The organism is Streptomyces bambusae, assembly GCF_020532645.1.
GTDB classification, from domain to species: domain Bacteria; phylum Actinomycetota; class Actinomycetes; order Streptomycetales; family Streptomycetaceae; genus Streptomyces; species Streptomyces bambusae.
This window is the reverse complement of sequence record NZ_JAJAUZ010000004.1, coordinates 144,535-170,457: the sequence shown is the minus strand read 5'-3', so window position 1 is coordinate 170,457 and position 25,923 is coordinate 144,535. Positions and strand designations below refer to the sequence as shown.

18 protein-coding genes are annotated in these 25,923 nt (G+C 76.1%); 17 read left to right on the top strand and 1 reads right to left on the bottom strand.

The genetic code is table 11. The annotated features are described in order from the left end of the window. Window positions 1–28 precede the first annotated feature (28 nt). Together LG634_RS04685 and LG634_RS04680 are read left to right on the top strand one after the other, a co-directional pair. Window positions 29–1,564, top strand: a complete 1,536-nt coding sequence (locus tag LG634_RS04685; RefSeq protein ID WP_226732365.1) for a molybdopterin-dependent oxidoreductase — start codon at window positions 29–31, stop codon at window positions 1,562–1,564. 149 nt (window positions 1,565–1,713) lie between these two features. Then, window positions 1,714–4,041, top strand: coding sequence for an immune inhibitor A domain-containing protein (locus LG634_RS04680; RefSeq protein WP_226732301.1), 2,328 nt, complete (start codon window positions 1,714–1,716; stop codon window positions 4,039–4,041). An 81-nt stretch (window positions 4,042–4,122) separates the two neighbouring features. Here LG634_RS04680 and LG634_RS04675 read toward each other — a convergent pair whose 3' ends face one another. After that, window positions 4,123–5,352 (bottom strand): cytochrome P450 family protein, encoded by a 1,230-nt coding sequence (locus LG634_RS04675; RefSeq protein WP_226732300.1) that lies wholly within the window; start codon window positions 5,350–5,352, stop codon window positions 4,123–4,125. A 244-nt stretch (window positions 5,353–5,596) separates the two neighbouring features. On the opposite strand from LG634_RS04675, the gene LG634_RS37745 reads away from it, so the two are divergent. From LG634_RS37745 to LG634_RS04600, 15 genes are all read left to right on the top strand, one after another. Next, on the top strand, window positions 5,597–8,902 hold the full coding sequence (locus LG634_RS37745; RefSeq protein ID WP_264202705.1) for a CHAT domain-containing protein: 3,306 nt from the start codon (window positions 5,597–5,599) through the stop codon (window positions 8,900–8,902). Window positions 8,903–8,922: 20 nt separating this feature from the next. Next, entirely contained in the window at window positions 8,923–9,606 is a 684-nt protein-coding gene (locus LG634_RS04665) for a hypothetical protein (protein ID WP_226732299.1), read from the top strand. Then, window positions 9,603–10,316, top strand: a complete 714-nt coding sequence (locus LG634_RS04660; RefSeq protein ID WP_372482367.1) for an RES family NAD+ phosphorylase — start codon at window positions 9,603–9,605, stop codon at window positions 10,314–10,316. Before LG634_RS04665 ends, LG634_RS04660 begins: the two co-directional genes overlap by 4 nt. An 84-nt stretch (window positions 10,317–10,400) precedes the next feature. Next, window positions 10,401–11,501, top strand: coding sequence for a macro domain-containing protein (locus LG634_RS04655; protein ID WP_226732298.1), 1,101 nt, complete (start codon window positions 10,401–10,403; stop codon window positions 11,499–11,501). A 105-nt stretch (window positions 11,502–11,606) separates the two neighbouring features. Then, window positions 11,607–11,780 carry a hypothetical protein gene (locus LG634_RS04650; protein WP_226732297.1) on the top strand — a complete coding sequence of 58 codons (174 nt, stop codon included), beginning with the start codon at window positions 11,607–11,609 and terminating at the stop codon, window positions 11,778–11,780. Next, window positions 11,777–12,550 carry a vWA domain-containing protein gene (locus LG634_RS04645; RefSeq protein ID WP_308072280.1) on the top strand — a complete coding sequence of 258 codons (774 nt, stop codon included), beginning with the start codon at window positions 11,777–11,779 and terminating at the stop codon, window positions 12,548–12,550. Before LG634_RS04650 ends, LG634_RS04645 begins: the two co-directional genes overlap by 4 nt. Beyond that, window positions 12,547–13,419, top strand: a complete 873-nt coding sequence (locus LG634_RS04640; protein WP_226732362.1) for a protein phosphatase 2C domain-containing protein — start codon at window positions 12,547–12,549, stop codon at window positions 13,417–13,419. Before LG634_RS04645 ends, LG634_RS04640 begins: the two co-directional genes overlap by 4 nt. Then, entirely contained in the window at window positions 13,410–14,465 is a 1,056-nt protein-coding gene (locus LG634_RS04635) for a protein kinase domain-containing protein (protein ID WP_226732295.1), read from the top strand. The genes LG634_RS04640 and LG634_RS04635 overlap by 10 nt, the downstream gene beginning before the upstream one ends. Next, complete coding sequence (locus LG634_RS04630) at window positions 14,462–15,145, top strand: 4Fe-4S single cluster domain-containing protein (RefSeq protein WP_226732294.1); 684 nt, start codon at window positions 14,462–14,464, stop codon at window positions 15,143–15,145. Before LG634_RS04635 ends, LG634_RS04630 begins: the two co-directional genes overlap by 4 nt. Before the next feature lie 53 nt (window positions 15,146–15,198). Continuing rightward, window positions 15,199–16,590 carry a hypothetical protein gene (locus LG634_RS04625; protein ID WP_226732293.1) on the top strand — a complete coding sequence of 464 codons (1,392 nt, stop codon included), beginning with the start codon at window positions 15,199–15,201 and terminating at the stop codon, window positions 16,588–16,590. Next, complete coding sequence (locus LG634_RS38155; RefSeq protein ID WP_226732292.1) at window positions 16,587–18,722, top strand: AAA family ATPase; 2,136 nt, start codon at window positions 16,587–16,589, stop codon at window positions 18,720–18,722. Before LG634_RS04625 ends, LG634_RS38155 begins: the two co-directional genes overlap by 4 nt. After that, on the top strand, window positions 18,719–20,647 hold the full coding sequence (locus LG634_RS04615; protein ID WP_226732291.1) for an Hsp70 family protein: 1,929 nt from the start codon (window positions 18,719–18,721) through the stop codon (window positions 20,645–20,647). The genes LG634_RS38155 and LG634_RS04615 overlap by 4 nt, the downstream gene beginning before the upstream one ends. A gap of 1 nt (window position 20,648) precedes the next feature. Beyond that, window positions 20,649–21,839, top strand: coding sequence for a hypothetical protein (locus tag LG634_RS04610; protein WP_226732290.1), 1,191 nt, complete (start codon window positions 20,649–20,651; stop codon window positions 21,837–21,839). Beyond that, entirely contained in the window at window positions 21,836–24,352 is a 2,517-nt protein-coding gene (locus tag LG634_RS04605) for a GTPase-associated protein 1-related protein (protein WP_226732289.1), read from the top strand. Before LG634_RS04610 ends, LG634_RS04605 begins: the two co-directional genes overlap by 4 nt. Before the next feature lie 4 nt (window positions 24,353–24,356). Further along, window positions 24,357–25,901, top strand: a complete 1,545-nt coding sequence (locus tag LG634_RS04600; protein ID WP_226732288.1) for a TRAFAC clade GTPase domain-containing protein — start codon at window positions 24,357–24,359, stop codon at window positions 25,899–25,901. The last annotated feature ends 22 nt before the right edge of the window (window positions 25,902–25,923 follow it).

Here is a 25,923-nt window from a genome sequence, read left to right as displayed (position 1 = left end):
CATCTCCGACACCCCGGCCCGGCGCGCGGTGCGCCGGCGCCGGGGCGCCGTCTGCGGACTGGTGGCCGGGTTCGCCGCGCTGGGCGTGGCGGAGCTGGCCTCGGCGGTCGTCAGGCCGCAGTCGGGGCCGGTGACGGCCGTCGGCGGGGCGGTGATCGACGCGACGCCCACCGTGGTGAAGGAGTGGGCGATCCGTGCGTTCGGCACCTCCGACAAGCTCGTCCTCCAGCTCGGCATCCTGACCCTGCTGGCCGTGTTCGCCGCGGCCGCCGGGCTGCTGGCGGTGCGCCGGCCGCCGGCGGGCGCCCTGGTGGCCGCCGCGTTCGGCCTGTTCGGCGCGGTGGCGGCGGTCGGCAGACCGGAGGGGCGGCCGGCCGACGCCGTGCCCTCGGCGGTGGCGGGGCTGACCGCGGCCGCGGTGCTGTACCTGCTCGCCGTCCGCGTACGGGCGGGCTACACGGGCACCGGGTCCGCGCCGGACCGGCGCCGGTTCGTCCAGCTGGCCGCCGGAACGGTGGTTCTGTCGGGGCTCGCAGGCCTGGTGGGGCGCCAGGTGAACGCCTCGGGTGCGGCGGAGGCGGAGGCCGCGCGGGCGGCGCTGAAGCTGCCGCCGCCCGCCTCCCCTGCTCGGCCGGTACCGGCCGGGGTGCAGCTGGAGGTGCCCGGACTGGGCCCGTTCTTCACTCCGAACCGGGACTTCTACCGCGTGGACACGGCCCTGGTGGTGCCGAAGTCGACCGTCGACGGCTGGTCGCTGCGGATCCACGGCGAGGGCGTGACCCGGCCACTGACCCTCCGCTACGAGGACCTGCTGCGCCGGGAGCTGGTGGAGCGGGACATCACCCTGGCATGCGTGTCCAACGAGGTCGGCGGCACGCTGGTCGGCAATGCCCGGTGGCTCGGCGTACGGCTGGCGGACCTGCTGCGCGAGGCGGGCGTGCGGCCGCCGTCGCAGGGCGGTCCCGCGGACCAGCTGGTGGCCCGGTCGGTGGACGGCATGACGCTCGGCACCCCGGTCGAGACGGTGCTGGACGGGCGGGACGCGCTGCTGGCCGTCGGGATGAACGGCGAGCCGCTGCCGTTCGCGCACGGCTTCCCGGTCCGGATGGTCGTCCCGGGGCTGTACGGGTACGTGTCCGCGTGCAAGTGGCTGCGGGAGCTGCGGCTCACCACGTTCGACGCGTACGACGCCTACTGGGTGCAGCGGTCCTGGGCCGCCCGGGCGCCGGTGAAGACGCAGTCGCGGATCGACACGCCGCGGCCGTACGCCTCGCTGCGGGCCGGGCGGGTGGCGGTCGCGGGGGTGGCGTGGGCGCAGCACCGGGGGATCGCGAAGGTGGAGGTCCGGGTGGACGGGGGCCCGTGGCAGGAGGCCCGGCTCGCCGCGGCGGACTCGGCCGACACCTGGCGGCAGTGGGTGTGGGAGTGGACGGCCACCGGAGGGCGGCACGAGCTGGCCGTCCGGGCGACCGACGGCGAGGGCCGCACCCAGACGGGGCGGCGCACCGGCACCCTCCCGGACGGGGCCACCGGCTGGCACACGGTCACCGTGAACGTGCGCTGAAACCCGGACGGACGGCGGCCCTCCGATCCGCTGGGCCCTCGGTCCGCAGGGCCGCCGGTCCGGATTCCGGCGTGCGCGAGCCCTATCCATCACCTGTCACATGTGAAATATTACCTGCGCTCGTCCACCGTTGGGAAAGGACACGTACGTTGCGCAGACTCATTGCGGCGGGAGCGGCGATATCCATCGCCCTGCTGACCGCTCCCGCGCTCGCGGCACCCCAGGCCGCGGCCGGGCCGCAGACCCCGGCGCCGGCCAAGCCCGCCTCTGCCGAAGCGCCGCCGCCCGCACCCCAGGAGCTCCAGCGCCAGGCGCTGCGCCGGCAGGCCCTGGAGCAGGTGGCCGCCGGCCGCATCAAGCCCGGCGCCGACGGCACCCTCCCCCAGCGCGTGAAGGTGGGCAAGCGGTACGTCGAACTCGCGCAGGAGCGCAAGGACAAGGTGTTCGTCATCCTCGCCGAGTTCGGCGACCAGGTGGACAACACCACGATGCACGAGGGCAAGCCGAAGTTCGGCGGTACGCCCGGGCCGCGCCACAACACCATCGGGAAGCCGCCGAAGGCGGACAACCACACGGTGTGGCGCAAGGACTTCGACCGCGCCTACTACCAGCGGCAGTTCTTCTCGGACGCCCCCGGCGCGGTCAGTCTGCGCAACTACTACAAGCTGCAGTCCTCGGGCCGCTACGACATGGAGGGCACCGTCACCGACTGGGTGCGGCTGCCCTGGAACGAGGCCCGCTACGGCACGGACAACTGCTCCGAGCCCGGCCAGTGCCGCACCAACTGGGACCTCATACGCGACGCGAGCAACGCCTGGTACCACGGTGAGCGGGCCAAGGGCCGCAGCGCCGCGGAGATCAAGGCGGAGCTCGCCGAGTACGACGTGTGGGACCGCTACGACGCGGACCGCGACGGCAACTTCAACGAGCCCGACGGCTACCTCGACCACCTGATGGTCGTCCACGCCGGCAAGGACCAGACCTGGGGCGGCGGTGCACAGGGCAAGGACGCCGTGTGGGCGCACCGCTGGTTCGCGTACTGGAACCAGGCGGGCACGGCCGGCCCCGAGGGCAACAAGGCCGGCGGTACGCAGGTCGGCGACTCGGGCATCTGGGCGGGCGACTACCTGACCGGCGGCGAGAACAGCGGAGTGGGCCTGTTCGCCCACGAGTTCGGGCACGACCTGGGCCTGCCGGACCTGTACAGCTCGGACGGCGACAACAGCGTCAACTTCTGGTCGCTGATGTCGTCCGCCTCGTACCTGGGCCGCGGCCGCAACACGACGGGCGACTACCCGGGCGACCTGGACGCGTGGAGCAAGCTCCAGCTGGGCTGGCTGGACTACACGGAGGCCGACACGGGCCGCAAGACCCGTGCCGTGCTGGGAGTTTCGGGCTACAACACGGACAACCCGCAGGCGCTGCTGGTGCACCTGCCGCCGTCCGTCACCACCACCGACCTCACCGACCCGTTCGAGGGCGGCAGCCAGTGGTGGAGCGGCACCGGCGACTTCATGGACAACACGCTGAGCCGCACCGTGGACCTGGCGGGCACGGCCGCGGCGGACGCCCCGCGGCTCGACGCGAAGCTCTGGTACGACATCGAGCAGGACTTCGACTTCCTGACGGTGGAGGCCTCCGCGGACGGCGGCCGCACCTGGGCCGCACTGCCCGGCACGGTCGGCGGTACGGCCGTCCCGGCGCGCGGCGTCTCGGGTACGTCGACGGGCTGGACCGACCTGTCGGTGCCGCTGGACCGGTTCGCCGGTACGCAGGTGCAGCTGCGGCTGCGCGTCACCTCGGACAGCAACACCCACGGCAAGGGCGTCACGTTCGACGACCTGCGGATCACCGCGGGCGGCCGCGACCTGGTCAAGGACGGGGCCGAGCAGGGTGCCAACGGCTGGACCGCGGTCAAGTGGTCGCGCACTCAAGGGCGTTCGGGTCTGGCCGAGCACCCGCGCGCCTACCTGGTGGAGAACCGGCGCTACGTCGGCTACGGCTCGTACCTGAAGACCGGGCCGTACAACTTCGGCTGGGGATCGGACCCGGTCCGCAAGGACACAGTCGAGTTCTACCCGTACCAGGAGGGCGTCCTGGTGTGGCTGTGGGACACCGCGTACAGCGACAACACGACGAAGCAGCACCCGGGTTCGGGCATGCTGCTGCCGGTGGACGCGCGGCCGCAGGCGCTGCGGTACACCGACGGGACGCTGCTGAACGCACGGGCGCAGACCTTCGACGCGACGTTCTCGCTGCGGCCGAGCAGCGAGGTGCTGCTGCACCGCAACGGCGTGCCGGTGATCGTGCCGGAGCAGCCCGGGGTGTCCGTCTTCGACGACCGCAAGGGCGTCTACTGGAACCCCGAGCTGCCGATGGTCGGCGTGAAGGTCCCGGACACGGGGACGCGGATCTCCGTGCTCAAGGAGGCCGCGGGCGGCAAGGTGACGACCGTTCAGGTCGGCCCGTCACAGTGAGCGAGGCGCGGGTGAACTGATCCGCGCGGCCTCGGACCGGGGGCGCTCCGCCATGGTGCGGGGCGCCCCCGGTGCCGTGGTTCAGGGGCGCAGGCGGACCGGGAGGACCTCGACGCTGTTGCCGATGAAGCTGGGCTGGTGCGGGAGTTCGGCCTCGGGCACGGCCAGGTCCAGGTCCGGGAAGCGGGTGAAGAGCCGCTCCAGGGCGATGCCGGCCTCCAGGCGGGCCAGCGGGGCTCCCAGGCAGTAGTGGGCGCCGTGGCCGAAGGACAGGTTGCGGGCGGCGGCCGGGCGGGTGAGGTCGAAGCGGTCGGCGTCGTCGCCGTACGCCTCGGGGTCGCGGCCGGCGGCGGTGTAGCCGGAGAGCACGGGGGTGCCCTGCGGGATGAAGGTGCCCCCGATGGTGAGGTCGCGGACCGGGTAGCGGAACGGGAACCAGCTGACGGGGCCGTCCCAGCGCAGGGTCTCGTCGATGACGTCGTCCCAGCCGGCCTTGCCGGAACGGACCAGGTCCAGCTGGTCGCGGTGGGCGCACAGGGCGCGGACGGCGTTGGTGATGAGGTTCAGGGTGGTCTCGTGTCCGGCGACGAGCATCAGCCGCATGGTGCCGATGAGTTCGGCCTCGCTGAGCCGGTCGCCGTCGCTTTCGCGGGCGGCGATCAGGGCGCTGGTGAGGTCGTCGCCGGGGGCGGCCCGGCGGGCGGCGGCGATGGCGCCCATCAGTTCGACGAGTTCGAGGACGGCGGCCATCGCCTCGGCGGGGGTGGTGTTGGTGGCGATGACGACCTTGTTCGACAGTTCGTGGAGGCGGCCGCGGTGCTCGGGGTCCACGCCGAGGAGTTCGCAGATGACGCTCATGGGCAGCGGCAGGGCGAAGTGGCGGCGCAGGTCGGCGGTGCCGTCGGCGCGGGCGGCCGCGTCGAGGTCGTCGAGGAATCCGGCGGTCAGCTCCTCGATGCGCGGGCGGAGCCGCTCGACTCGGCGGGCGGTGAAGGCGGAGCCGACCAGGGAACGCAGGCGGCGGTGGTCGGCGTCGTCGGCGGTGTGCATGCCCTGGGCGTTCGCGAAGGCGCGCAGAGGCCAGTCGGCGGGGATTCCGCCCTGCTGGAGGGCGGCGAAGTGCCGGACGTCCTTGGCTACGTCCGGGTGGGCCAGGAACTCCTTGAGGGCGTCGTGGCCGAGCACGACGGCGCCGGGCACGTTGCCGGGCAGCACGACGTCTGCGACGGGGCCGGCGGCTCGCAGCCGTGCGTTCTGGGCGTGGGGGCAGCCGCCGGCGGGATCGATCCGGTACACGGTGTCATCATTCACTCGCACAACAGTGCGGCCTGTGCGGTCCCGCTACAACCCGCCCCGGCCCGGGAGTTGCCCCTGCCGCCTGCTGTGCGGGGTCACGGCGGAGCACCGGGGGCGGAGCACCGGAGAGCTGCGGCCCGGCTCGCACACGGGGCGGGTCCCGGGCGAAGTCTGGGCGGGATCAGGACAGGGGGGTATCGGGGGCAGGGGGAGGGGACATCATCGTCCGGAGTGGCGGGCCGGGAGGCGGGGGGAACGCATGGGCTCAGGGGAACGGGACGCGCTGGTCGCGCAGTTGGGGGACGCCATGCGCCGGCTGGGCGCGCTGATGCCGCCCCCGGGGCTGGCGCCACCCCGGGGACCGGAGCGCTACGACGACGTCGTGGCAGAACTGGAGCGGCTCGCAGAGCACCTGGCGGACGACCCCGCCCACGGCAACCGCGCACACGCCCGCCTCGGCATCGCCCTCGCCGTCCGCTACGCCGCCGGCGGCCCGCCCGCGGACCGCGAACGCGCCGCAGACCTCCTGCGCCGCAGCCGCGCGGCGGCCACGGGGACCCCGCTGCCCCCCGAGGAGCGGCAGGCCGCCGCCGGCATGCTGATGGCCGTGGTCTACCCGGTCAACCTCACCGGGCAGGGCCCCGACGGCACCCCCGGCGACGTGTCCGGCGTACTCGCCTGGCTGAGCCGCCACCCCGAAGAGGCCGCGGACTGCGAGGCCGAGCTGAAGGCCCTCGCCGCCGAGGTGACCGCCGGTCCGCGCCCCGATGCCATCGGCCCGGCCGCCCCGCTCCTGAACCTGCTGCTCACCGGCACCGACCAGAACCATCTCCTGGACGAGGTGCAGAAGGCCCTGCCCGGCACCTCCCCGCACAGCCAACAGCTGCGCGACCTGGCCGAGTTCATCCGGCACACGGCAACACCCCCACGCGACGCGACCGGGCTCGCCCCCGAGACCGTACGCCGCGACAACGCGGTCGCGGACACCGGCATCGCCGCGCTGCTGCCGACCGCACTGGACGCCCTGACGGCCATCCGCACCACCGACCCGGAACGGCTGAACCGGGCCCTGGAGGTCATCCGGGACGCCCACGGCCGGATGCCGGCCGACCACCCCGTCACCCAGGTGCTGCGCCTGATGTCCGGCCCGCTCGTCCAGATGGGCGGCCTGCTCGGCGGCAGCCGGCTGGACGCGGCCCGCGCCGCGGAGGTCATGGAACGGGACGCCCGCACCCTGGCCGACGACCCGACCGGCGAGTTCACGCACATCGCCGCCCTGCACCGTACCCTCCGCCTGCTGGACCGGATCTCCGCGGCCGAGCACGAGGAGCACGGCGGAACCGCCGGCCTGGACGAAGTCCTCGCCGAACTCCACGCCATGGAGACGGACGCGTCCGCGGACGAGTCCGTGCAGCACCTCGTGCGCGCGGCGCTGGCCGTGGCGTACGGCCGCCGCGGCCTGCAGGAGGGCGGCAGCCCCGACCTCCTGCGCGCGGTCGCCTACCTGGAGGACCGGACTGCGGCCCCGCCGGAGTTCGGCGTGCTCGGCGACGCGTCCGCCCACCTGGCCGAGGCCGGCCGCCTGATCCGTGCCGCGCTCAGCGGCCGGAACCCGGGCCCCGGCCCGGCCGCACCCCCGCCTCCCGACGCCCCGCTCCCGGAGAAGGCCGCGGCCGCGCACATGCTCAGCCTCCGTCATCAGCTGACGAACGACCCCGCAGACCTCGACCGGCTCATCGACCAACTGAGCCTGATGCGCAGCGGGTTGCAGGCCTCGGCGCCCGGCGTCCCGTTCGCGTCCGGCGCCCTGCACACCCTCGCCGAGGCCCTGCGGACCCGGGCGACGGCCACCGGCAGCGCCGAGGACGAGACCGCGGCGGTCGAGACGGCCGTCGAATCCCTCCGGCACCTGGCCGCCCAGGTCGTCCTGCAGCTCGGCGCCGAACACGGCCTGCTGTCGGCCAGGGCCGGATCCGACCACGCCGTACGGGCCGCCCGCTGGGCAGCCGCCCGCGGCCGCGCCGCAGACGCGGTGACCACCCTCGAACTGGGCCGGGCGCTGGTCCTCCAGGCCGCGTCGGCGTCCGCCACCGTGCCCGACCGCCTCGCCGCCCGCGGCCACCGCGCACTCGCCGGCGCCTGGCGGGCGGCCACCGTCGGTTCCCCCGCCGCAGACCCCGCCGCAGACCCCGCCCCGCACCCGGCCCCGGCCCCCGCCACACCCCCCGCCACACCCCCCGCCGAACTCCCCAGCCGACTGCGCCGCGAAGCGCTGAAGGCCCTCGGCTTCGACGCGGCCGGCGCCCCGTTCCGGACCCCCGCCCCGGCAGAACTCGCCGGGGCCGTGGCGGCCTGCGACGCCGACGCCCTGGTCTACCTGCTGCCCGGCGACGAGAACGAGCCCGGCCAGGCGGTCCTCGCCGGCCCGGACACCGGCCTCCTCGCCGTCGAGCTGCCGCTGCTCGCGACCGCGCGCCGGCAGCCCCTGGAGGACTACCTCACGGCCGCCGAGGCGCGGTCCGGCGGCAACGGCTCCGACCCCGCGGCGGAAGCGGACTGGGAGGAGGCTCTGACGGCGCTGTGCGACTGGGCCTATCCGGCCGCCCTGTCCCCCGTCCTGGCCGCCCTCACCGCCCGCACCGCCGCCAACCCGGCCCGCCGGTCCCGGTCGGGCCCGGTCCGGCTGGTGCTGGTGCCCTGCGGCACGCTCGGCGTGGTGCCGTGGCACGCGGCCCGGCTGCCGCGCACGATGCCGTTCGGCCACGCCTGCGAGTTCCTGACGATCAGCTACGCGGCCTCGGGCGGCCAGTTCCTGCAGGCGGCGGCCCGCGCCCCGCGCCCGCCCGCCGCGGCCCCCGTCCTCGTCTCGGATCCGGGGATGACCCTGGTCCGCGCCGAGCTGGAGGTCACCGCCCTGCGGGACGCCTTCTACCCGGCGGCCCGGCTGTTCGGCGAGTTCTACGGGCCCACCGCCGAGCCGGCGGCGCCCGGCACCCCGGACGACCTGCTGACGGCCCTGCGCGGCCCGCTGTCGCTGCTGCACATCGCCTCGCACGGCGAGGCCGGCACCCGCCCGACGGTCTCGGCGCTGCACCTCGCGGAGGCCGGCTCCCCCGCCTCCGGGCACCTGACGGTGACCCGCCTCCTCGACCACGCCGCGCTCGGGAGCGGCACGCCCGGCGGAGCCCCGCAGGAGAGCGGCGGCGACGGCCCGCTCGTCGTGCTGAGCGCCTGCGAGACCGACCTGTCGCGCCGGGACCACGACGAGGCCCTCACCCTGGCCACCGCGTTCGTCGCCAACGGCGCTCGGGACGTGGTGGGTTCGCGGTGGACCACGCAGGACAGCGCCTCGGCGCTGATGATGGCCGTGTTCCACCACCACGTGGCCGTCGAGGGCCGCTCCCCCGCGGACGCCCTGCGGGAGGCCCAGCTGTGGATGCTCGACCCGGACCGCCGCAACCCCGGCTGCCTCGACGGCGAGCTGCTGCGGGAGATGCGGCGCCCCGGCCTGGAACGGCCGTCCGCCTGGGCGGCGTTCACCCACCAGGGCAGCCCGGCCCGGTGACGTCGGCGAAAGGAGACCGGATGAGCGCGGAGCGAAAGCTCGAGCGGCTGATCGCGGAACACCGCGAGAGCATCCGCGAATGCCTCGAAGCGGACCAGTACGCGCTGCTGCTGGAGCGGTTGCGGGCGCTGGCGTCGGCCCCGGCGGGGCCCCGGGAGCGGCGGCGGGCCCTCCAGGGGGTGCGGCTGGCCCTGCTGCCGCTGCCGCTCGACCACCCCGTACGGCTCGCGTTCGAGTCCGTACGGGGGGCGGCGGTGCTGGACGACCCGTCGGACGTGCTGGACGCGCGGCTGCTGCTGACCCTGCTGGAGGAGGTGCCGGCGGCCGGCCCGGTGGCGCCGGAGACGGCGGCGCTGCTGGCACAGGCCCGGCAGTGGCTGCTCGGCGCGCCCGCCCTGTCGGCGGCGCAGGCCCGGCTGCGGTGCGGCGGCAAGCTGCCGGTGCACGAGCTGATCGCACTGGACGATCCCGAACTCGGCGCCCGCTACCCGTCGTTCCAGTTCCACGCGGAGGGGCCGGGCGTACCTGCGGTGGTGCGGGAGGTGAACCGGGTGCTGATGGCCGAGGTGGATCCGTGGGGAGCGGCCCACTGGTGGCTGAGCGGCAACGGCTGGCTGGGCGGCACGCCCGCCGAACTGCTGGGGACGGTGCCCGACGAGCAGCTCTCCGGGGCGGCCCGGGCGCTGGTGGAGGGGGAGCTGTGATCGGGGACATCGCGCCGAGCGCCTTCCGGATGCAGCCCAACTCGCTGATCCTGCCCGCCGGTACGGAGCTGTGGCGGGTGCACTCCCGGACCTGGGCGGGGGACGCCTTCAAGGACGCGGTCGCGGACGAGCACTTCGGCGGCAGCCGGTTCGACAGCACGCAGCGGGACCCGTACCCGTTCCTGTACACGGCGATGGATCCGGCCACCGCGCTCGCCGAGACGCTGCTGCGCTCCACGCCGTTCGACCCGGCGACGACCACCCGGCTGATCCCGTACGCGGCGGTCCGCAACCGGTCGCTGAGCCGGCTGCGGACGCGCTGCGACGTGCGTCTGATCGCGCTGATCACGGAGGAGGACCTGGCGGCGGTGTGCCAGTCCTCGTGGCTGCTGGAGGAGGAGGGCGACGGCCGGTACGCGAAGACCCGGCGCTGGGCGGTCGAGATGCGCGCCCAGGACCCGGGCGCCATGGGACTGGTGTGGACCTCCCGACGGCACCGGCCGCGGCTGGCGCAGATGATGTTCGGGGACCGGTTCGGGGAGCCGCCCGCGGCGGAGGAGGACGAGGGCGGTGCCGGGCGGTTCCTGGGCGGACCACCGCCGGAACTGGTACCGGGCGGCGGCATCGCGGAGCTGGGCTCGCCGTCCGGGGTGGCGGAGGCCAACCGGCTGCTGGCACCGCTGCGGGCGGCGATCGTGCCGCCCTGGTAGTACGGGACGGATCCGTGGCCTGAGTGTGACGGCCTGATGCCGTCCGGGTTGTCGGCTGTGGCGGCCGGTGCGACAGTGGCCGCCATGTCACCGCATGTTGAACACGGCTCAATTGTGGGTGAGTTGAAGGAGCTGAGGAGGTCCGGCCTGGTCAGACTGCGGACGCTCGCACTGCCCGCGTTGCGGGCGGCCGCCGAAGGGCTTCCCGACGGCTCGGTCGAGGGCCTGGTCCGGCTCGCGGTGGGCCGGCTGGACCCGGGCAGCCTGCGGACGGCGGCCGAATACACGCTCGGCCTGGCACCGGGCACCCGGGACTGGCCGGCCGCGGACCGGCGCAAGCGGTCCGCAGAGGTGTACGGGGTGAGCGTCGAGCGGTTCCGCAAGGAGCACGAGCTGATGGTGCTCGGGCAGGTCGCCGAGGAGGTCGGGCGGGTGGCGCAGGCCGCCGGCCGGGCCCCGGGCGGCAGACCGGGCCGCTCGGCCGGGCCGGTCTCCGGCCACCGGGCCGTCACCGTCCGGGCCGGCGGCCGGGTGGCACCGCTGACCGTGCACGCCCATCCGGTGGACCTGCTGCGCGACGTGGACGTCGTCGTGTCCCCGGTGAACACGTACCTGGCCCTGCCCGAACCGTACAAGGCCTCGGTGTCGGCCTCGCTGCGCCGGGCGGCCGCGGTCCGCGGCGTGACCGGCGACGTGCACGACGACGCACTGTACGAGGAGCTGCGCAAGTGGGCGGCCCGCTACGACACTTCGGGCCGGCCGGTGCTGCCCGGGACGGTGGCCACGACCGGTTCGGGTGCCCTCGCCGGCCAGGGCATCCGGCGGATCTACCACGCGGCGATCGCGGTGCCGCGGGCCGGGACCAACGACTACGACGTCCTGCCGGGCGACATCACCCGTGCGGCGGCCCGGGTGTTCGGACTGCTCGCCGACGAACACGCCCGCTTCGACCCGCCGTTGCGCTCGGTGTGCTTTCCGCTGCTGGGTTCGGGCCGCGGCGGGCTGCCGTACGAGACCAGCGCGGACGCCCTGTGGGCGGCGATCGAAGCGGAGCTGGCCCGTGGCGCGGGCTGGGAGGTCCATCTGCTGGTCCGGCACCCGGAGGCGGTGGACGCCCTGCTGCACCGGCTGCCGGTGACCGGAGTCCGCCCCGAACCCGACCGGACGACAACCGGCCTGACTTAGAAGATGGTTGACGGGGGGTCAATGATGAAGGCGGACAGGGCAAGGGACGAAGAGCGGCAGCCGGACCGTTGGCCGGCGACGGCCGGGAGTGCCGAGGGGCGGCTCGTGACGTGGCCCGACCCGGACGCGTACGTGCTGGTGGACGGGGTGATGCTGCGGATGTCCGTACGGTCGCCCGGTCCGGCGGCGCCCGGGACGCGCGTACAGGTGCAGTGGGACCCCCGGCAGGGGGCCCTGGTAGCCCGGGCGGCGGACGGCACGGGGCGGGCGGGATCGTGAGCGACGGAGCGCCGGAGGGCCCGGCGCTGTCGGACGGCTGGGTGGAGCGCCAGCCGGTGGTGCTGCTGCTGGACACGTCGGCATCGATGGCCCGGCCGCCGGACCGGCCCCGGATCGACGAGCTGAACGCCGCTCTCGCGGAGTGGTTCGAAGGCGAGCACACGGCGCGCCTGCGTTCCCGGGTGGAGGTATGCCTGCTCACCTTCGACTCGCAGGTACGGGTGTACGACCCGCAGCGTGCGGAACTGGTGCCGGTCGCGGGCGCGGACCCCGACGCGCTGTTCGTCCCGCTCGGCCGGCTGCGGCCGCCGCGGCTGGTGGCGGGCGGTCTGACCCGGATGACGGAGGCGGTGGAGGCCGGTCTCGATCTGGCGGCGGCCCGCCACCGCAGCCTCCAGCGGCAGCAGGTCATGGTGCGCCGCCCGTTCCTGTGGCTGCTGACGGACGGCGCGCCCAGCGATCCCGAGGGGCGTCCGCTGGACGCGCGGGCGCTGGCGCCGGTCGCGCAGCGGGTGCGGCGGGCCGAAGCGCGCGACGCCTGCGTGTTCCAGGCGATCGGGGTCCGGGGCGCGGACCTCGCCCTGCTGCGGGTGCTGGCTCCGAAGGCGGCGCTGTACCTCGACACGCTCGGCTTCCGGTCGATCCTGGAGGTCCTCTTCCAGAGTTCCGACCGGCTCGGCGCTGCGAGCGAGGCCGAGGAGACCCACGCGCACATCCGTCAGCAGGCCGAGAACCGGCGCCTCGCCGAGGAGTTGGAGAAGATGCTGTGATCGTCGCCGGTGCGTCCGTACAGGGCGCCGCCCATCTGGCCTGCGGGCGGGACTGCCAGGACGCCTTCAGGACCGCGGTGCCGGGTGGCGCCGTGGTGCTGGCGGTGGCCGACGGGGTGGGCAGCCGGGAGCGCAGTGCGCTCGGCGCGCACCTGGCCGTGGACACCGCCTGCCGGCTGCTCGGCACCGGTGTGCCGGGCACCGCGGCGGGGCCCGATGCGTGGAGCGAGTGGATCGCGGCCCGCGGGGCGGCGGTCGTGGACGGCTGGCTGGACGCGGTCCGCGCCCTGCTCGCGGCGGGCCGCGGCGACTCGCGGTCCGGGGTGGACGAGGGCCCGCGGGGGGTGTCGGACGCGGACGCCGGGGAGCTGGCCGCCGGGCTGGCCGCGGCCGTGGTGCGCCCGCCGTGGGCGGCGTTCCTGGCCGTCGGCGACTGCTTCGGCGTGGTGCTGACCGGGGCCGGCGGGGAGCCGGGCGGGGCGTCGGGGCCGGCTGCCGAGCGGTGCCATCTGGTGCTGCCTCCTCCGCTGCCGGGTGATCCGCCGCCCGCGTTCCTGTCGTCGCCCGGGGCCCGGCTCCGGGCTCGTACGTTCGTCCTGTGGGACCCGGACCTCAGCGGAGTGGTGCTCGCCAGCGACGGGTGCGCCGCCGTGGCCCTGGACCATCCGGCCGTACGCGGACTCCCGCCTGCGGCAGGCCCGTTGCCCTCCGCCCGGTTCTTCGGCGGGCTGGCCTCGTCCCTGCGGGCGAGCGGCGGGGACGCGGCACCGCTGCGGGAGCTGCTGGCGGGTCCGGCGGCCGACCGCACCGGCGACGACCTCACGGTGGTGTGCGCCCTGCGGGCGGCGGGGAGGCCGGGGTGCCCCTGACGGTGACGACCGACAGCGGACGCCCGTTCCGGCTGACCGAGCGGATCGGCGGCGGCGCGGAGGGCGAGGTGTACGCCGTCGACGACGGGCGCGCCCTGGTCGCCAAGCTCGTCCCCGACCCGCCGGACCCGGACGCGTACCGGCGGCGGCTGGCCGGCCTGGTGCGGCAGCGCCGCGAGCCGCGCACGGTGCGGCTGCTGGCGGGCAGTCCGCCGCGGGTGGCCTGGCCGCTGGTCGCGGTGCACGTCCGGCATCCCGGCGGGCGGCGGATCGACGGGTACGTGATGCCGGACATGCGGGCCGCGTTCGCGCCGTTCCCCCGGCTCCTTTCGCCGGCGGCGGTGGCGGGCGGGGCATCGGCCGTCGGGACCGGTCCGACCTGGGTCACGGCGCTGGCTGCGGCCCGTTCGCTGGCGGAGCTGCTGGCCGGGCTGCATGCGGAGGGGTACGTGGTGGGGGACCTGAAGCCGGAGAACCTGTGGGCCGACGGGTCCGGTCTGGTCGGGCTGGCGGACGTCGACTCCTGGCAGTTCACGGACGGTGCGGAGGTGTTCCCCGGCCGGATGCGCTCGCCCGGGTACACGGCGCCCGAGCGGTTCGGGAGCGGTGCGGCGCCGCCGGACCGGGCCTCGGACGCCTTCGCGCTCGCGGTGCTCGTGCACCAGCTGCTGATGGCGGGGCTGCACCCGTACGCCGGACACCCCGGCGACGGCACCGACTTCCGGTCGCTGGACGACAACGTGCAGAACGGGCGGTGCCGGCTCACGGACCGCGGTTCCGTGGTCCTGCCCCGGTCGGTGCCGCCCGCCGACCTGCTGCCCCGCCGGCTGACCGCCCTGTTCCGGGCGGCGTTCGGCGGGGAGCGGCCCGAAGCAGCCGTCTGGGCAGCGGAGTTGACGGCGGCCGCCGCGCCGGAGCGGCTCGCGGTGTGCGCGCGGAACGCACGGCACGTGCACACCGTGGAGCGGCCGTGGTGCCCGTGGTGCGACCAGGCGGCGCGCGGGGCCGACAGCTACCCGGCCGGCGGCGCGGCGGGCCGGACATGAGCGCGGGCGCGGCGGGGGCGGGGATGCTGTCCGTGGCCCGCACCCTGGACAGGTGCGGGGTCCTCGGACCGGGCGTGCGGGCCGTCGTGTGGGTGCAGGGCTGCCCGCTGCGGTGCCGCGGGTGCGTGGCCGCGGAAACGCTGCCGTTCGAGGGCGGCACACCCCGGGCCGTCGGCGAACTCGCCGACTGGCTGGCCGGGTTGGCCGAGGACGGGACGGTGGAGGGGGTGACGCTCTCCGGTGGTGAGCCGTTCGGCCAGCCGGAGGCGCTGGCCGCGCTGCTCGATGCGGTCCGGGCGCGGATGCCGGAGTTCACCGCGATGGCGTACTCCGGGTTCCGCCACGAGGCGCTGCTGCGGGGCACGCCCGGGCAGCGGGCCCTGCTGGACCGGCTCGACCTGCTCGTGGACGGCCCGTACGTGGCGGCCCGGCACGCCCCGCTGCGCTGGCGCGGCTCCGCCAACCAGCGCCTGATCGCCCTCACCGGCCGGTACGCGGACCTGCTCGCAGGCCCCGACACGAGCGCGGGCCTGGAGGTCTCGCTGGGCCCGGACGGCGCCCTGTCCTGGGCCGGAGTACCGCCGGTACCGGACTTCAGGGCCCGCCTGGACGCCCGGCTCGCGGCCCGCGGGATCACCCTGCGGCCGGCGGACGAAGGACCGGGGCGCCGCGGCCCGTAACAGCACCGGCCGGAGCACGCACGCGAAGGACGACATCGAGTACGGGGGAAGTCATGAGCGGATCGGTCATGTACAGCGCGGTCGCCTTCGACCCGACGCTGATCCTGCTGGGCGCGGCATTGATCGCCGGCCTGGCCGCCGCGCGCCGGAACCGGGAGCAGGGCCGCTGCGACGAGCGGGCGGCGCTGGCCGCCGAGCGGGCGCGCCAGGCCGACCTGCGCCGGCGGCAGCTGCTGGCCGAGCAGGAGGAGCGGCGGCGGGCCCGGCTGGCGGCCCGGACGGCCCGGAGCCGGTCGGAGCGCGGCCGGATGGAGCTGCGGCGGATCGACGAGGCGGAGGGTCTGCTGGCCGCGCTGCGGGCGCAGGTGGGGGCGGGGCCACCGGGACCTGCCGAACTGGACCTGTTGGTCGCGCGGTTGGGCGAGCTGCGGTCCCGTGCGGGCGGTCCGGAGCCGATCGGGGGCGCGATCGAGGCGGTCCGGTCTCACATCGTCACCCTGACGCCGTCGGCGGGCGTGCACCCGGGGCAGGCCGAGCGCTCCCGGCTGCTGCACGCCTTCGAACTGCGGTACATGGATGCCGGTTTGGCGGACCAACCGGCCGATGCCCCCGGGCGGGCGGAGACCGGAGCCCTGCTGGACCGGCTGCGGGAAGCGGCCGGACCCGGCCACGAGGTCCGCTTCGAGGCTCTGCTCGGCACCGTGGAGCACGCCCTCGCCCGGCACGAGGCGGCCGTGGCCGCCGCGGTGGCGGAGCAGCAGCGGCAGGAGGCCGGGCGGCTGGCGCAGGAGGCTGCGCAGCAGGCCCGGGAGGAGGCTCTGTGGGAGGCGCTCGCCGAGGCGGGCGACCGGTTCGGGGTCGTCTCCCGGGCGGCACAGGACGCCGTGACGGACGCCGTCGAGCTGGGCGATCCCGAGCTGGCCGGGCGGCTGGAGGACGCGGTCCGCGCCGTGACCGACGCGCTGTCGGTGCGGCTGCCGGATGCCGCACTGGCCGCGGTCGGCGAGCTGGAGGCGCTGCTGCCGGCCGCCGAAGAGCGGCTGGACGAACTGCAGTTGGCGTACGACCGGCGCAGCGACCTGGCCGCGGCGCTCAAGGAGGCCATGACGGATGCCGGGCTGGCCTTCACCGGTGGCGGCGAGCGGGACGGACAGCTGGTGCTGTCCTTCGAACGGCCCGGCGGGGCCGTGTACGAGGCCTCCGTCGGCCCCGGCGAGGACGGCCGGCCGCTCCTGACGTACCGCGTGTCGGGCGAGGCGGACATGTCCGTGCGCGCCGATGCGGAGGGCGCCGTCTGCACCCCCGAGGAGCTGCTCGACCGGGTGCACACGGCGGTTCGCGAGGAGGGCTTCGTGCCCGGCGAACTGACCTGGGACGGCCGCCCGCCGCGCGGCGCCGCCGCCCGCCCGCAGCAGCAGCAGCACGGCAAGGAGCGTCACCGGTGACGGGAACCGACCGGCAGGAGCCGCACACCCGTCCGGACGCGGGGGTGGTGTCGATCAGCAAGGGACCGGCCCCGGCGGGACCGGTGCCGGAGGGCCCCGCGCCGGCGGGGCCCGCGGAGGGGCCGGTGCCGGCCGCGGCCGCGCACCCGGCGATGCCTCTGTGGGCGGTGTCACTGGGGTGGGAGCTGCGCCGGGGGCGGCAGGTGGTCCTGGACGGCCGGATCCGCGACCGGTGGTGGCTCTACGGCGAGCCCGCATCGTTCCGCACCCTGGTGTGCGGGGTGCTGGAGCTGCGCGGGGCCGAGGTCGTCGGCTGGTGGGACCCGGTCGACGGCCTGGTCTTCCCCCTGCCGGGACATGCCCAGCGCTACGACGACCTGGTCCGCCGGCTGCCCGCCCGCTCCGGCGGTCCCGCGGCGGGGCACCCGGACGTCCGGGCCGGCGGCAGCGGCGACCGGCCGTGGCGGACGGCCGGCACCCCGGCCGCGCCCGGGCCCGACGGGACGGCGGCCGGAGCAGCGCCGCCCGGCGAGCCGCGGACGCGCCGGCAGGAGGAGCGGCAGGAGAGCCGGAACCGGCTGTTCGAGGCCGCCCCCGCGCGGCGGGCGTCCTCGTACGACGACGTGGTGGCCACGGTGCGCCGGCTGGTGGCGAGTCCGGGCGCGGCGACGGCGTTCGTGTTCCAGGACGTGGACCACCAGCTGCCGCCCGGCCACCCCGACTCCCATCTCGGCTGGCTGCGGCTGCGCGCCGCCATGACCGACGCCGTCGTCCCGCGCCCGGGGCCCTCGTCGGACGGGGACCCCCGGGCCCGCAACGCCGTGCTGTGCGCGGTCGGCGACGTGGGGCGGCTGCCGGGCTGGTTCCACCTGGAGGACCCGCGGATCGCGGCCCTGCACGTCGGACCGCCCGGCCCGAGCGAACGGCGGCTGTGGCTGTCCTGGCTGCGGCACGAGTTCGCCGGCCAGGAGGACGCCGGACAGGCCGAGTTGGAGGCACTGGTGGGTGCCACGGACGGGATGGCGGGCTGGGACATCGACGCGCTGGCCCGCACCTCCCGGCTCCGCGGGGTCTCCGTGCGCAAGCCGGACAAGCTGCTGGAGCAGCACCGGCTCAACGTGAGCGTCGACCCGTGGACCCAGCTCGACCGGGACACCGTGTGGCGCGCCGCGGAACTGCTCGGCGCACGGGTGATCGGGCAGCGCGCGGCCGTCGACGCGGTGGCTTCCGCACTCCAAGCGGCCTTCGTGGGCGTCGACTTCGGCCGGTCCGGCACGGCGCGGCCGCGCGGCGCGTTCTTCTTCGTCGGGCCGACCGGCGTCGGCAAGACGGAACTCGCCAAGGCGGTGGCCGAGTTGGTCTTCGGCGATCAGAGCGCGTACGCCCGGTTCGACATGAGCGAGTACCAGCAGGAGCACGCGGCGGAGCGGCTCGCCGGTGCACCGCCCGGGTACGTCGGGTACGAGCAGGGCGGCGAGCTGACCCGCCGGGTGCAGGAACGGCCCTTCAGCGTGCTGCTGTTCGACGAGATCGAGAAGGCTCACCCGAAGGTGCTGGACAAGTTCCTGCAGATCCTGGAGGACGGGCGGCTGACCGACGGGCGCGGCCAGACCGCGCACTTCTCCCAGTGTCTGATCATCTTCACCAGCAACACGGGCGCCGAGGCGGTCCAGCAGCTGCTGGCGCAGCAGGGCGCCGGCCTGCCGTACGCCGACCTGGAGGCGTACTTCCGGCGGGCGGTGGAGGAGAAGTTCCGGGACATCGGCCGCCCGGAGATCTACGGGCGGCTCGGTCCGGGCGTGGTCGTGTTCGACATGCTGCGCCGCGAGCACATCGTACGGATCGCCGACCGGCTGCTCGACCAGCTCGCCGACTCGCTGCGCGAGCGCCATCAGGTGGAGCTGCGGCGCGATGCGGCAGGGGTGCACGCCTGGCTCACCCGCCGGATGGCGGATCCCGAGCGGCTGGCGTACGGCGGCCGGCAGATCCGCAACGAGCTGGAGGCGCTGCGGGCCGCGGTGGTGGGGCACTTCGTCACGCACCGCCCGGCGCCGGGCAGCGTGCTGACGGTCGGCGTGGACGAGGACGGCACGCCGAGCGTGACGGCGGGCGGCGGGGGTGTGCCGGCATGAGCGTGCTCGCCCTCGACATCGGCCACCGGTACGGCCGGATCGCCCGGCCGGGTCCCGACGGCCGGCCGGAGGTCGTCACGGTACGGCTCTCCGATCCGGCGGACCTGGCGGCTTCGGTCGCCCAACTCCTCGGCTGCATCCCGGCGGCGGCTCCCTTGGGGCCCCGGGCGGTGGCGCTGGGCCTGCCGCCGTCGGGCGGTCAGGACCTCGCCCGGAAGAACGCGCTGCAGGGTGCCGGCCTCGCCGTCACGCACCCGGCGGCGGAGCCGGTGGCCGTCGCGCTCGCGTACGGCGCGGTGACCGAGGGCGCCGACCGGACCCTCCTCGTCGTCGACCAGGGCGCGACCACACTGGACCTGACCCTCCTCGCGGTCGCCCCGGACCGCACGGTGTGCGTCCTGCGCACCGCCACCCACCTGCTGGGCGGCACCGACCGCGACGCCGCGGTGGCGGCGGCGCTGCGGGACGGGGCGGACGGCGTCACCACGGACCTCGCCGAGGAGTTGTGCGTGCGGCTGTCCGAGCAGGACACCGCCACGGCGACGGTCGCAGGCCAGGACGGCAGCCCGTGCACCGTCACCCTCGACCGGGCCCGCCTCGCCGCCCTGACCGCCGGCCTGGCCTCCCGCACCGCCGCGGCAGTGTCTGCCTTCCTGGCCGAGACCGGCGCGGCGCCCGACACCGTCCTCCTGGCCGGAGGCCTGTCCGCGGCCCCCGGCACCGCCGAGTCCCTGGAGTCCCGCCTCGGCATCCCGGTCCGCTGCGACCGGCCCGAACTGGCCGTGGTCCACGGCCTCTTCGCCTACCCCTCCTTCGGCCCGCTCCGCATCGTCACGGGCCCCGTCCCGGACGCACCGCCGGCGTCCCCGTACCCGCCCTTCCCCCGGCAGTCGGCCGCATCCGGCCCGTGGCATCCCGGACCCGGCCTCACCGCCGCCGACCCGGCCGGCGGGGCGTACGACCCACGCGGCTGCATCGAACCGGAAGACCCCGAGCCGCCCGCGTACCCGGCCCGGGAGGACCCGGAACCCGCCACCACGACGGCGGCCCCCACCGACGAGCGGGACCATGACCGCGACGGCGGCACCCGGCCCCCCTCCGCACCCGAGGCCCCCCTCGGCGCGGGCTCCGGCCCCACGGCGACGGCCCCGCCCGACCCCGCGGCCGAGGACACCTCCGTACCGCCCCGCCCACCGCATCCGCCCACCGCAGGCGCCCCCGCCCCCGACGCCCCCGGCGCCGCCGACGGGCCGCTGGTCGCCGTACCCGTGACGCAGCTGGACGCGCTGCGGCGGGACGAGCACCTGCTCGTCCTGTGGGCCTGGCCCCCCGGCGCCCGGACCGCCCGCGTCCGCTGGCGGTCCGAGACCGCACCACCCACCACCACCGCCACCTACGGCACCGGCACCGGCACCGGCACCGGCACCGGCACCGGCGACATCCTCGTCCGCCGCCGCACCTACGAGCACGACGGCGGCCTGAGCCTGCGCGTCGGCCGGGGCGCGGTGACGCTCACCGTCGAGGCGCACCTGCCCGCCGCCGCGCCGGGCGCGGACATCGAGGGCGCGGCCACCCTGCCGGTGCCTGCCGAGCCGCCGCTGGTGCTGTACGAGCCGGCCGTACGCCGCCGGCTGGGCGGCGGCCGGGCCGCCGTCGTCACGTTCCGCTGCGACACCGGCTGCACGCTGCCCGCCGTGCGGATCGTGCACGGCACCGGCAGCTTCCGGCCGTCGAGCACCGCCGACGGCACGGTCGTGCACGACGTGCCGGCCCAGCCGCTGCCCGCCGGCCGGCCGCTGGCGGTCCGCTTCGTCCTGCCCGCTGCCCGGGACGCCTCCTGGCTGGTGTGCTTCCCGGCCGACCCCGATGCCCACGACGAGGTGGAGCTCCGCCCCGTCTCCCTCCACCGCCTGCGGGTGAGCTGACATGGCCAGACGGCTGACGTGCCCCTACTGCTACGAGTCGATCAGCGCGTCCGGCATCCGGTTCCGCTGCCACAGCCGGCTCGGGCCGACGCAGAAGCGGTGCGAGCGGCGCCGCGACCCGGTCCTGGCCGAGCGCATGGGCCAACGCGCCGAAATCGGACCGGAGTTCGCCGCCGACGGCCGGCGCCGTTCGGCGGTGTGCCCGGACTGCGAGAGTGAGACCACCTTCCGCATCTGCCCGGTCTGCCACATGACCCTGCCCGTCGAGTTCGGCATGGTGGACAGCCGGCTGATCGCCATGGTGGGCGCCAAGGCCACCGGCAAGACGGTCTACATGACGGTGCTGCTGCACGAGATGATGAACCGGGTCGGCGGCGAGTTCGGCGCGTGCATGCTGGCGGCCGACGACCTCACCATGATGCGGTTCGTCTCCGAGTACCAGGACCACCTGTACCGGGACGGCCGGATGTTCCTCGGCACCCGCACCGCCGTCGCCAACGACAACCGCATCGACCCGCTCGTGTTCCGGTTCGGCGTGCGCCGCCGCGGGCTGCTCGGCGAGCGGCCCCGGCACACCGTGCTGTCGTTCTTCGACACGGCCGGCGAGGACTTCAACTCCCGCGACAGCATGGAGATCAACACCCGGTACCTGTCCCATGCGGACGGCATCATCCTGCTGCTGGACCCGCTCCAGATGCCCGGCGCCCGGCCGTGGGCCGCGCCGGGCACCGCGCTGCCCGGCACCGACGGCGTCGACAGCCCCCTGAACGTGCTGGGCCGCATCACCAACATGCTGCACGCCCGCCCCGGCGGACACCGGCGCGGCGGGAAGGTGACGACGCCGCTGGCGGTCGTGTTCTCCAAGATGGACGCGTTCTGGCACCTGCTGGACCGCGGCAGCCCGCTGCGCCGGCATCCGGAACCCGGCAGCCGGTTCGACGTACAGGACAGCCTCGACGTGCACGAGGAGGTGCGGCACCTCCTCAAGGACTGGGACGGCATGGCGATCGACCGGATCCTCGACAACAACTTCGCCCGGCACCGGTACTTCGGCGTCTCCGCCCTGGGCCACGGCCCCACCCCCGACGCCCGGGTGGCGCCCACCGGCATCCAGCCGTACCGGGTCGCCGACCCGCTGCTGTGGCTGCTGTCCGAGACCGGGTCGGTGCCGCGGACCGGGCGGGAGCGGTGACCGGCGGGCCCGGGCGGGACGCCCGGCCGGCCGTGCGGCAGCTCTACTACACCTCGTGCGAGCACGGCCTCAGCGGGTTCTCCGGCTTCCAGTTCAACGCGGTGACGCCGGGCCTGCCGGCGGAAGTCCTGCACACGGTCGAGTCGCTGGCCGGCTACGACCCGCCGCGCCCGCTCGTCGAGTCCGACACCCGGGAGCAGCTGGCCCGGTGCCCGGTCAACCTGTGCTTCCTGCCCGGCGGTCCCGACGGCCGGGCCGCCACCGTGGTCTGCGTACGGTACGTGGGCCGCGACTCGGCGCGGCGGTTCGGCAACTACTTCGCGCACGCCCTGCACACGGAGGACTTCGCGGCCGCGTCGGGCGGGCTGCACGGCATCGACCTGTGGGACTCGCCGCTGTGGACCGCGTCCGTGGCCGCCGGTACGGAACTGCCGCCGCTGCCGGGTCCGCCGCCGCGCGGCCCGCTGACGACCGGGGCCGTCCTCGCGTTCCTGCGCGCCCATCCGCACGCCGGGCAGCTGCCGTTGCTGCTGGCGGCGGTGTGCGGGGCGCTCGCCGACGGCCGGCCGGTGGTGCTGGTGGACCGGACGACCGACCGGATCGCGCACTGGTTCGCGGCCGTCAGCCGTCTGCTGCCGCCTCCGATGGTCCGTCAATTGTCTTTTGCCACGTATCAGTTCAGGCCGGAACGCAGCCGGATGCACCTGACGGGCGCGGTCCCTGAGGTGCCCCTCGCGTTCGGCCCCGACGAGCAGGACTCCCGGCACGTCTTCGACTTCGCCGCCGGCCGGTTCCCGGTCGGCCTGCCGGTGGACGGCCTGGCGGGCCTGCTGGGCCGGATCGGGGTGGGCTCGGCCGGGCCGGTGTGGTCGTGGACGGCGGAGTTCACGGACGGCTCCGAACGCCGGCCGGCCGACTGGTACGCGCCGGTGGCGGCCGCCGCGGCCGGTGGCGGCATCCCGCTGGCCCCCGAGGACCTCGCCGCGGTGATCGCCCTGCTGGGCGACGCAGCCCGGCCGGCGCCCCGCCGGGCCGCCCTGGCCCGTGACCTCTACTTGCGTCATCCCGCGTTGGACGAGGCCCAGTTGACCGCCCTCAGCGCGGCCGCGCAGGCCGGCGGCGACCGGGATCTGCACCACGAACTGGAGGGCAGGCTGCACGCCTCCCGGATGCGCGCCTACGTCGCGGGGGTGCCGGGAGCGGCCGGCCCGGTGCCGGTCAGCGATCCGGCGCAGCGGGCGCAGGCCACCGCCCTGTGGCTGGACACCCTGGCCGGCGCCGGGGACGTACGGCCGCGGCTGCGGCTGCTGCTGTGGGCCCGCGGTGCCCGCCTGGACCTGCCGCCGGCGGCGGCCGAGGAGGCCTGCCGGGCGCTGGCCGCCGGCCTGCTGGGGGCGGCGCCGGCCCGGCCGTGGGCGGCGGAGATCGAGGAGGCGGTCGGCCGGCTCGCGGACGGCTGGCCGCAGTTCCGGCAGTCCCTGCTCGACGAAGTGGCCGCCCTGCCTTCGGTCCGCGACGGCCGCCCTGACGTGTTCCTGCGCTTCCCCGCACTGCTGCTGACGGAGGCGGACCTCGGCGGGCACCCGGAGCTGCTGGAGCCGTTCTGGACGGCGGCCGCCCGCCGGGAGCCGCACCGGGCGGTCCCGCTGCTCGGGCGGATCCTGGCGCGGCGCGGCCAGGACTTCCCCGCTCCGGAGCTGCTGCACGCCCTGTGGCCGGGCCCGCGGCCGTGGACGTACGAGGAGGCCCGCGCGCTGCTGCGGGCGCTGCCCGCCGGGGACCCGCCGGACGGGGCGGCCGACGCGGCCCGCGGCTGGCTCGACCGCACCCTGCAACAGGAGGTGACCGACCGGGAGGTGCTCGCCGACTGCCTGCGGCTGTGCGCGCAGCTCTCCGGGCCGCAGCGGCCGGACTGGCCGGCCGGCCGCACACTGGACTTCGCGGAGACCACCCTCCAGCTGGCCCGCCGCCTCCGCGAGGCACCCGAAGCAACGGCACTTGCAAGGGAGTTCGAGCCCGCTTCGCTGGCCCGGTGGGCGGCGCCGCGGGCCCTGAAGCGGTTCCGGCTGGTGCCGGCGATGCTGCGGCTGCCGGCCGACCCTGCGGCCGTCCCGGCGATGCTGCGGCGGCTGGACGACCGTACCTGCGAGGCGTACCTGGGGGCGGTGCTGGCGGCGGCCCGGGAGCGCGGCCCGGCGTCCCCGGTGCTGCTGTCACACGTGGCGGGGGTCGCGCTCACGCCCCGCGAGCGGCTGCCGGAGGCCCGGCGGGCCCTCGTCGTGCAGGTGCTGGTGCACGCGGCGGACGGCTGGCGGGTCGCGGACACCGTCCGGCTGGCCGGCCTGGTCCGGCCGTACGACGGGGAGCTGGCCGACGAGCTGGCGGCCCGCGCCGGCCGCCGGGACAGCGCCCCGCGCCGATTCCTGCGGCAGGCCCTGCGCCGGCGGCCGCCCGCGGGCGGCGCGGGCAGCGACGGTACGCCGGGGCGCAGGCCGCGCAAGGACGAGGGGTAGCCGCATGGAGACGCTGTTCCTGATCGTGATCGCCGCGATCGCGGCGATCGGCCTGCTGATCGCCGGTGTGACCGCGCTCGGCGAGCTGTTCATGCAGGCCGGCGACTACGCCCTGCTGACGGTGGGGGTGGTGCACCGGCGCACCCCCGAGTACGAGGTCATCACCCCGTACCGGCCGCAGGACGAGCCGGTGCCGGCGTACCGGAACTACTTCCTCGGGCAGGCGCTGCGCGATGTCCGCCAGCTGGCGCTGCTCGCCCCCGGGGAGGCCCGCAGCGGCGCCACCGAGCGCTGCCGGGAGTCGTACCGGATGAACGCCGGCGGCCCGGAGCCCGGATTCTTCGGGCTGGTGCGCGGTCTGTCGATGGTGCTCGGACACGTGCTGGGCGCGCTGCTCGCGGCCCCGCTGCTGGCCGCGGTACTGCTGGTGCACACGGCCCTGGTGCTGCTGGTGGGCGGCGCGGCGCTGCTGGTGGCGGGCCTGCTGCGGGCTGCGGACCAGGTGCCGGTGTGGCTGCGGGGGCTGTGGCGGGGCGTGATGTGCCCGCACTGCTTCGAGCGGGTGCGGCACCCGGCGTACGGGTGTCCGCGGGAGGACTGCCGGCGGCGGCACGGCGACGTGCGGCCGGGCCGGTACGGGCTGCTGTGGCACCGCTGCCAGTGCGGGCAGCTGCTGCCGACGCTGCGGATGCTGATGGTGCGCAGCCGCCGGCTCCAGCCGTTCTGCACGTACACGGGCTGCGGGAAGCCGCTGAGCCGGGAGGCCGGGCACGCCCGGGAGCTGGCGCTGCCGCTGATCGGGGGCCGGGCGGCGGGGAAGACGCAGCTGATGGCGGCGATGACGGCCGCGCTGGAGGGGGCGGCGACGGGCGGCGGGCGGGCGTTCCGGCCGGCCGACGAGGAGTCCGCCGGCCGGTTCGCGGTGGCGCGGGAGGTGCTGGCGATCGGCGGCCGTCCGGTGGCGACCCGGCCGGAGCTGCCGCGGGCGATGTCGTTCGTGCTGGGCCGGGGGCCGTGGCGGCGGCTGCTGCACGTGTTCGACACGGCCGGGGAGCGGTTCACGCGGCGGGAGGAGACGGACGCGCTGCGGTACGCGGCCCGGGCGCGGGCGTTCGTGTTCGTGCTGGATCCGCTGGCGGTGGGCGGGGACTGGCCGGCGGAGGTCGCGGCGCTGGCCTCGCCGGTGCATCCGGAGCGGGTGTTCGCGCCCTCGGTGCTGGCCATGCGGGGCATGGGGGCGCCGCTGGAACACAGCCGCCTGGCGGTGGCGATCAGCAAGACGGACGTGCTGGACGCGCACGGGCTGCTCCCGGACCGCCGGGACGAGGACGCCTGGGCCCGGGACTGGCTGTGCGGGGAGCTGCGGCTGGGCAACCTGGTGGCGGCGATGGACACGCACTTCCGGGAGGTCCGCTTCTTCTTCACCTCGGCGGTCCTCGACGGGCCGGGCGCGGCCGGCGGGGCGCCCCCGCCCGCCACCGGGGACGCCCCGCCGCTGCAGGTGCACGCGAGCATCGTGCCCCTGACCCGCTGGTGCCTCGGGGAGTGACCGGGTGCGGAGGGCCGGGCGC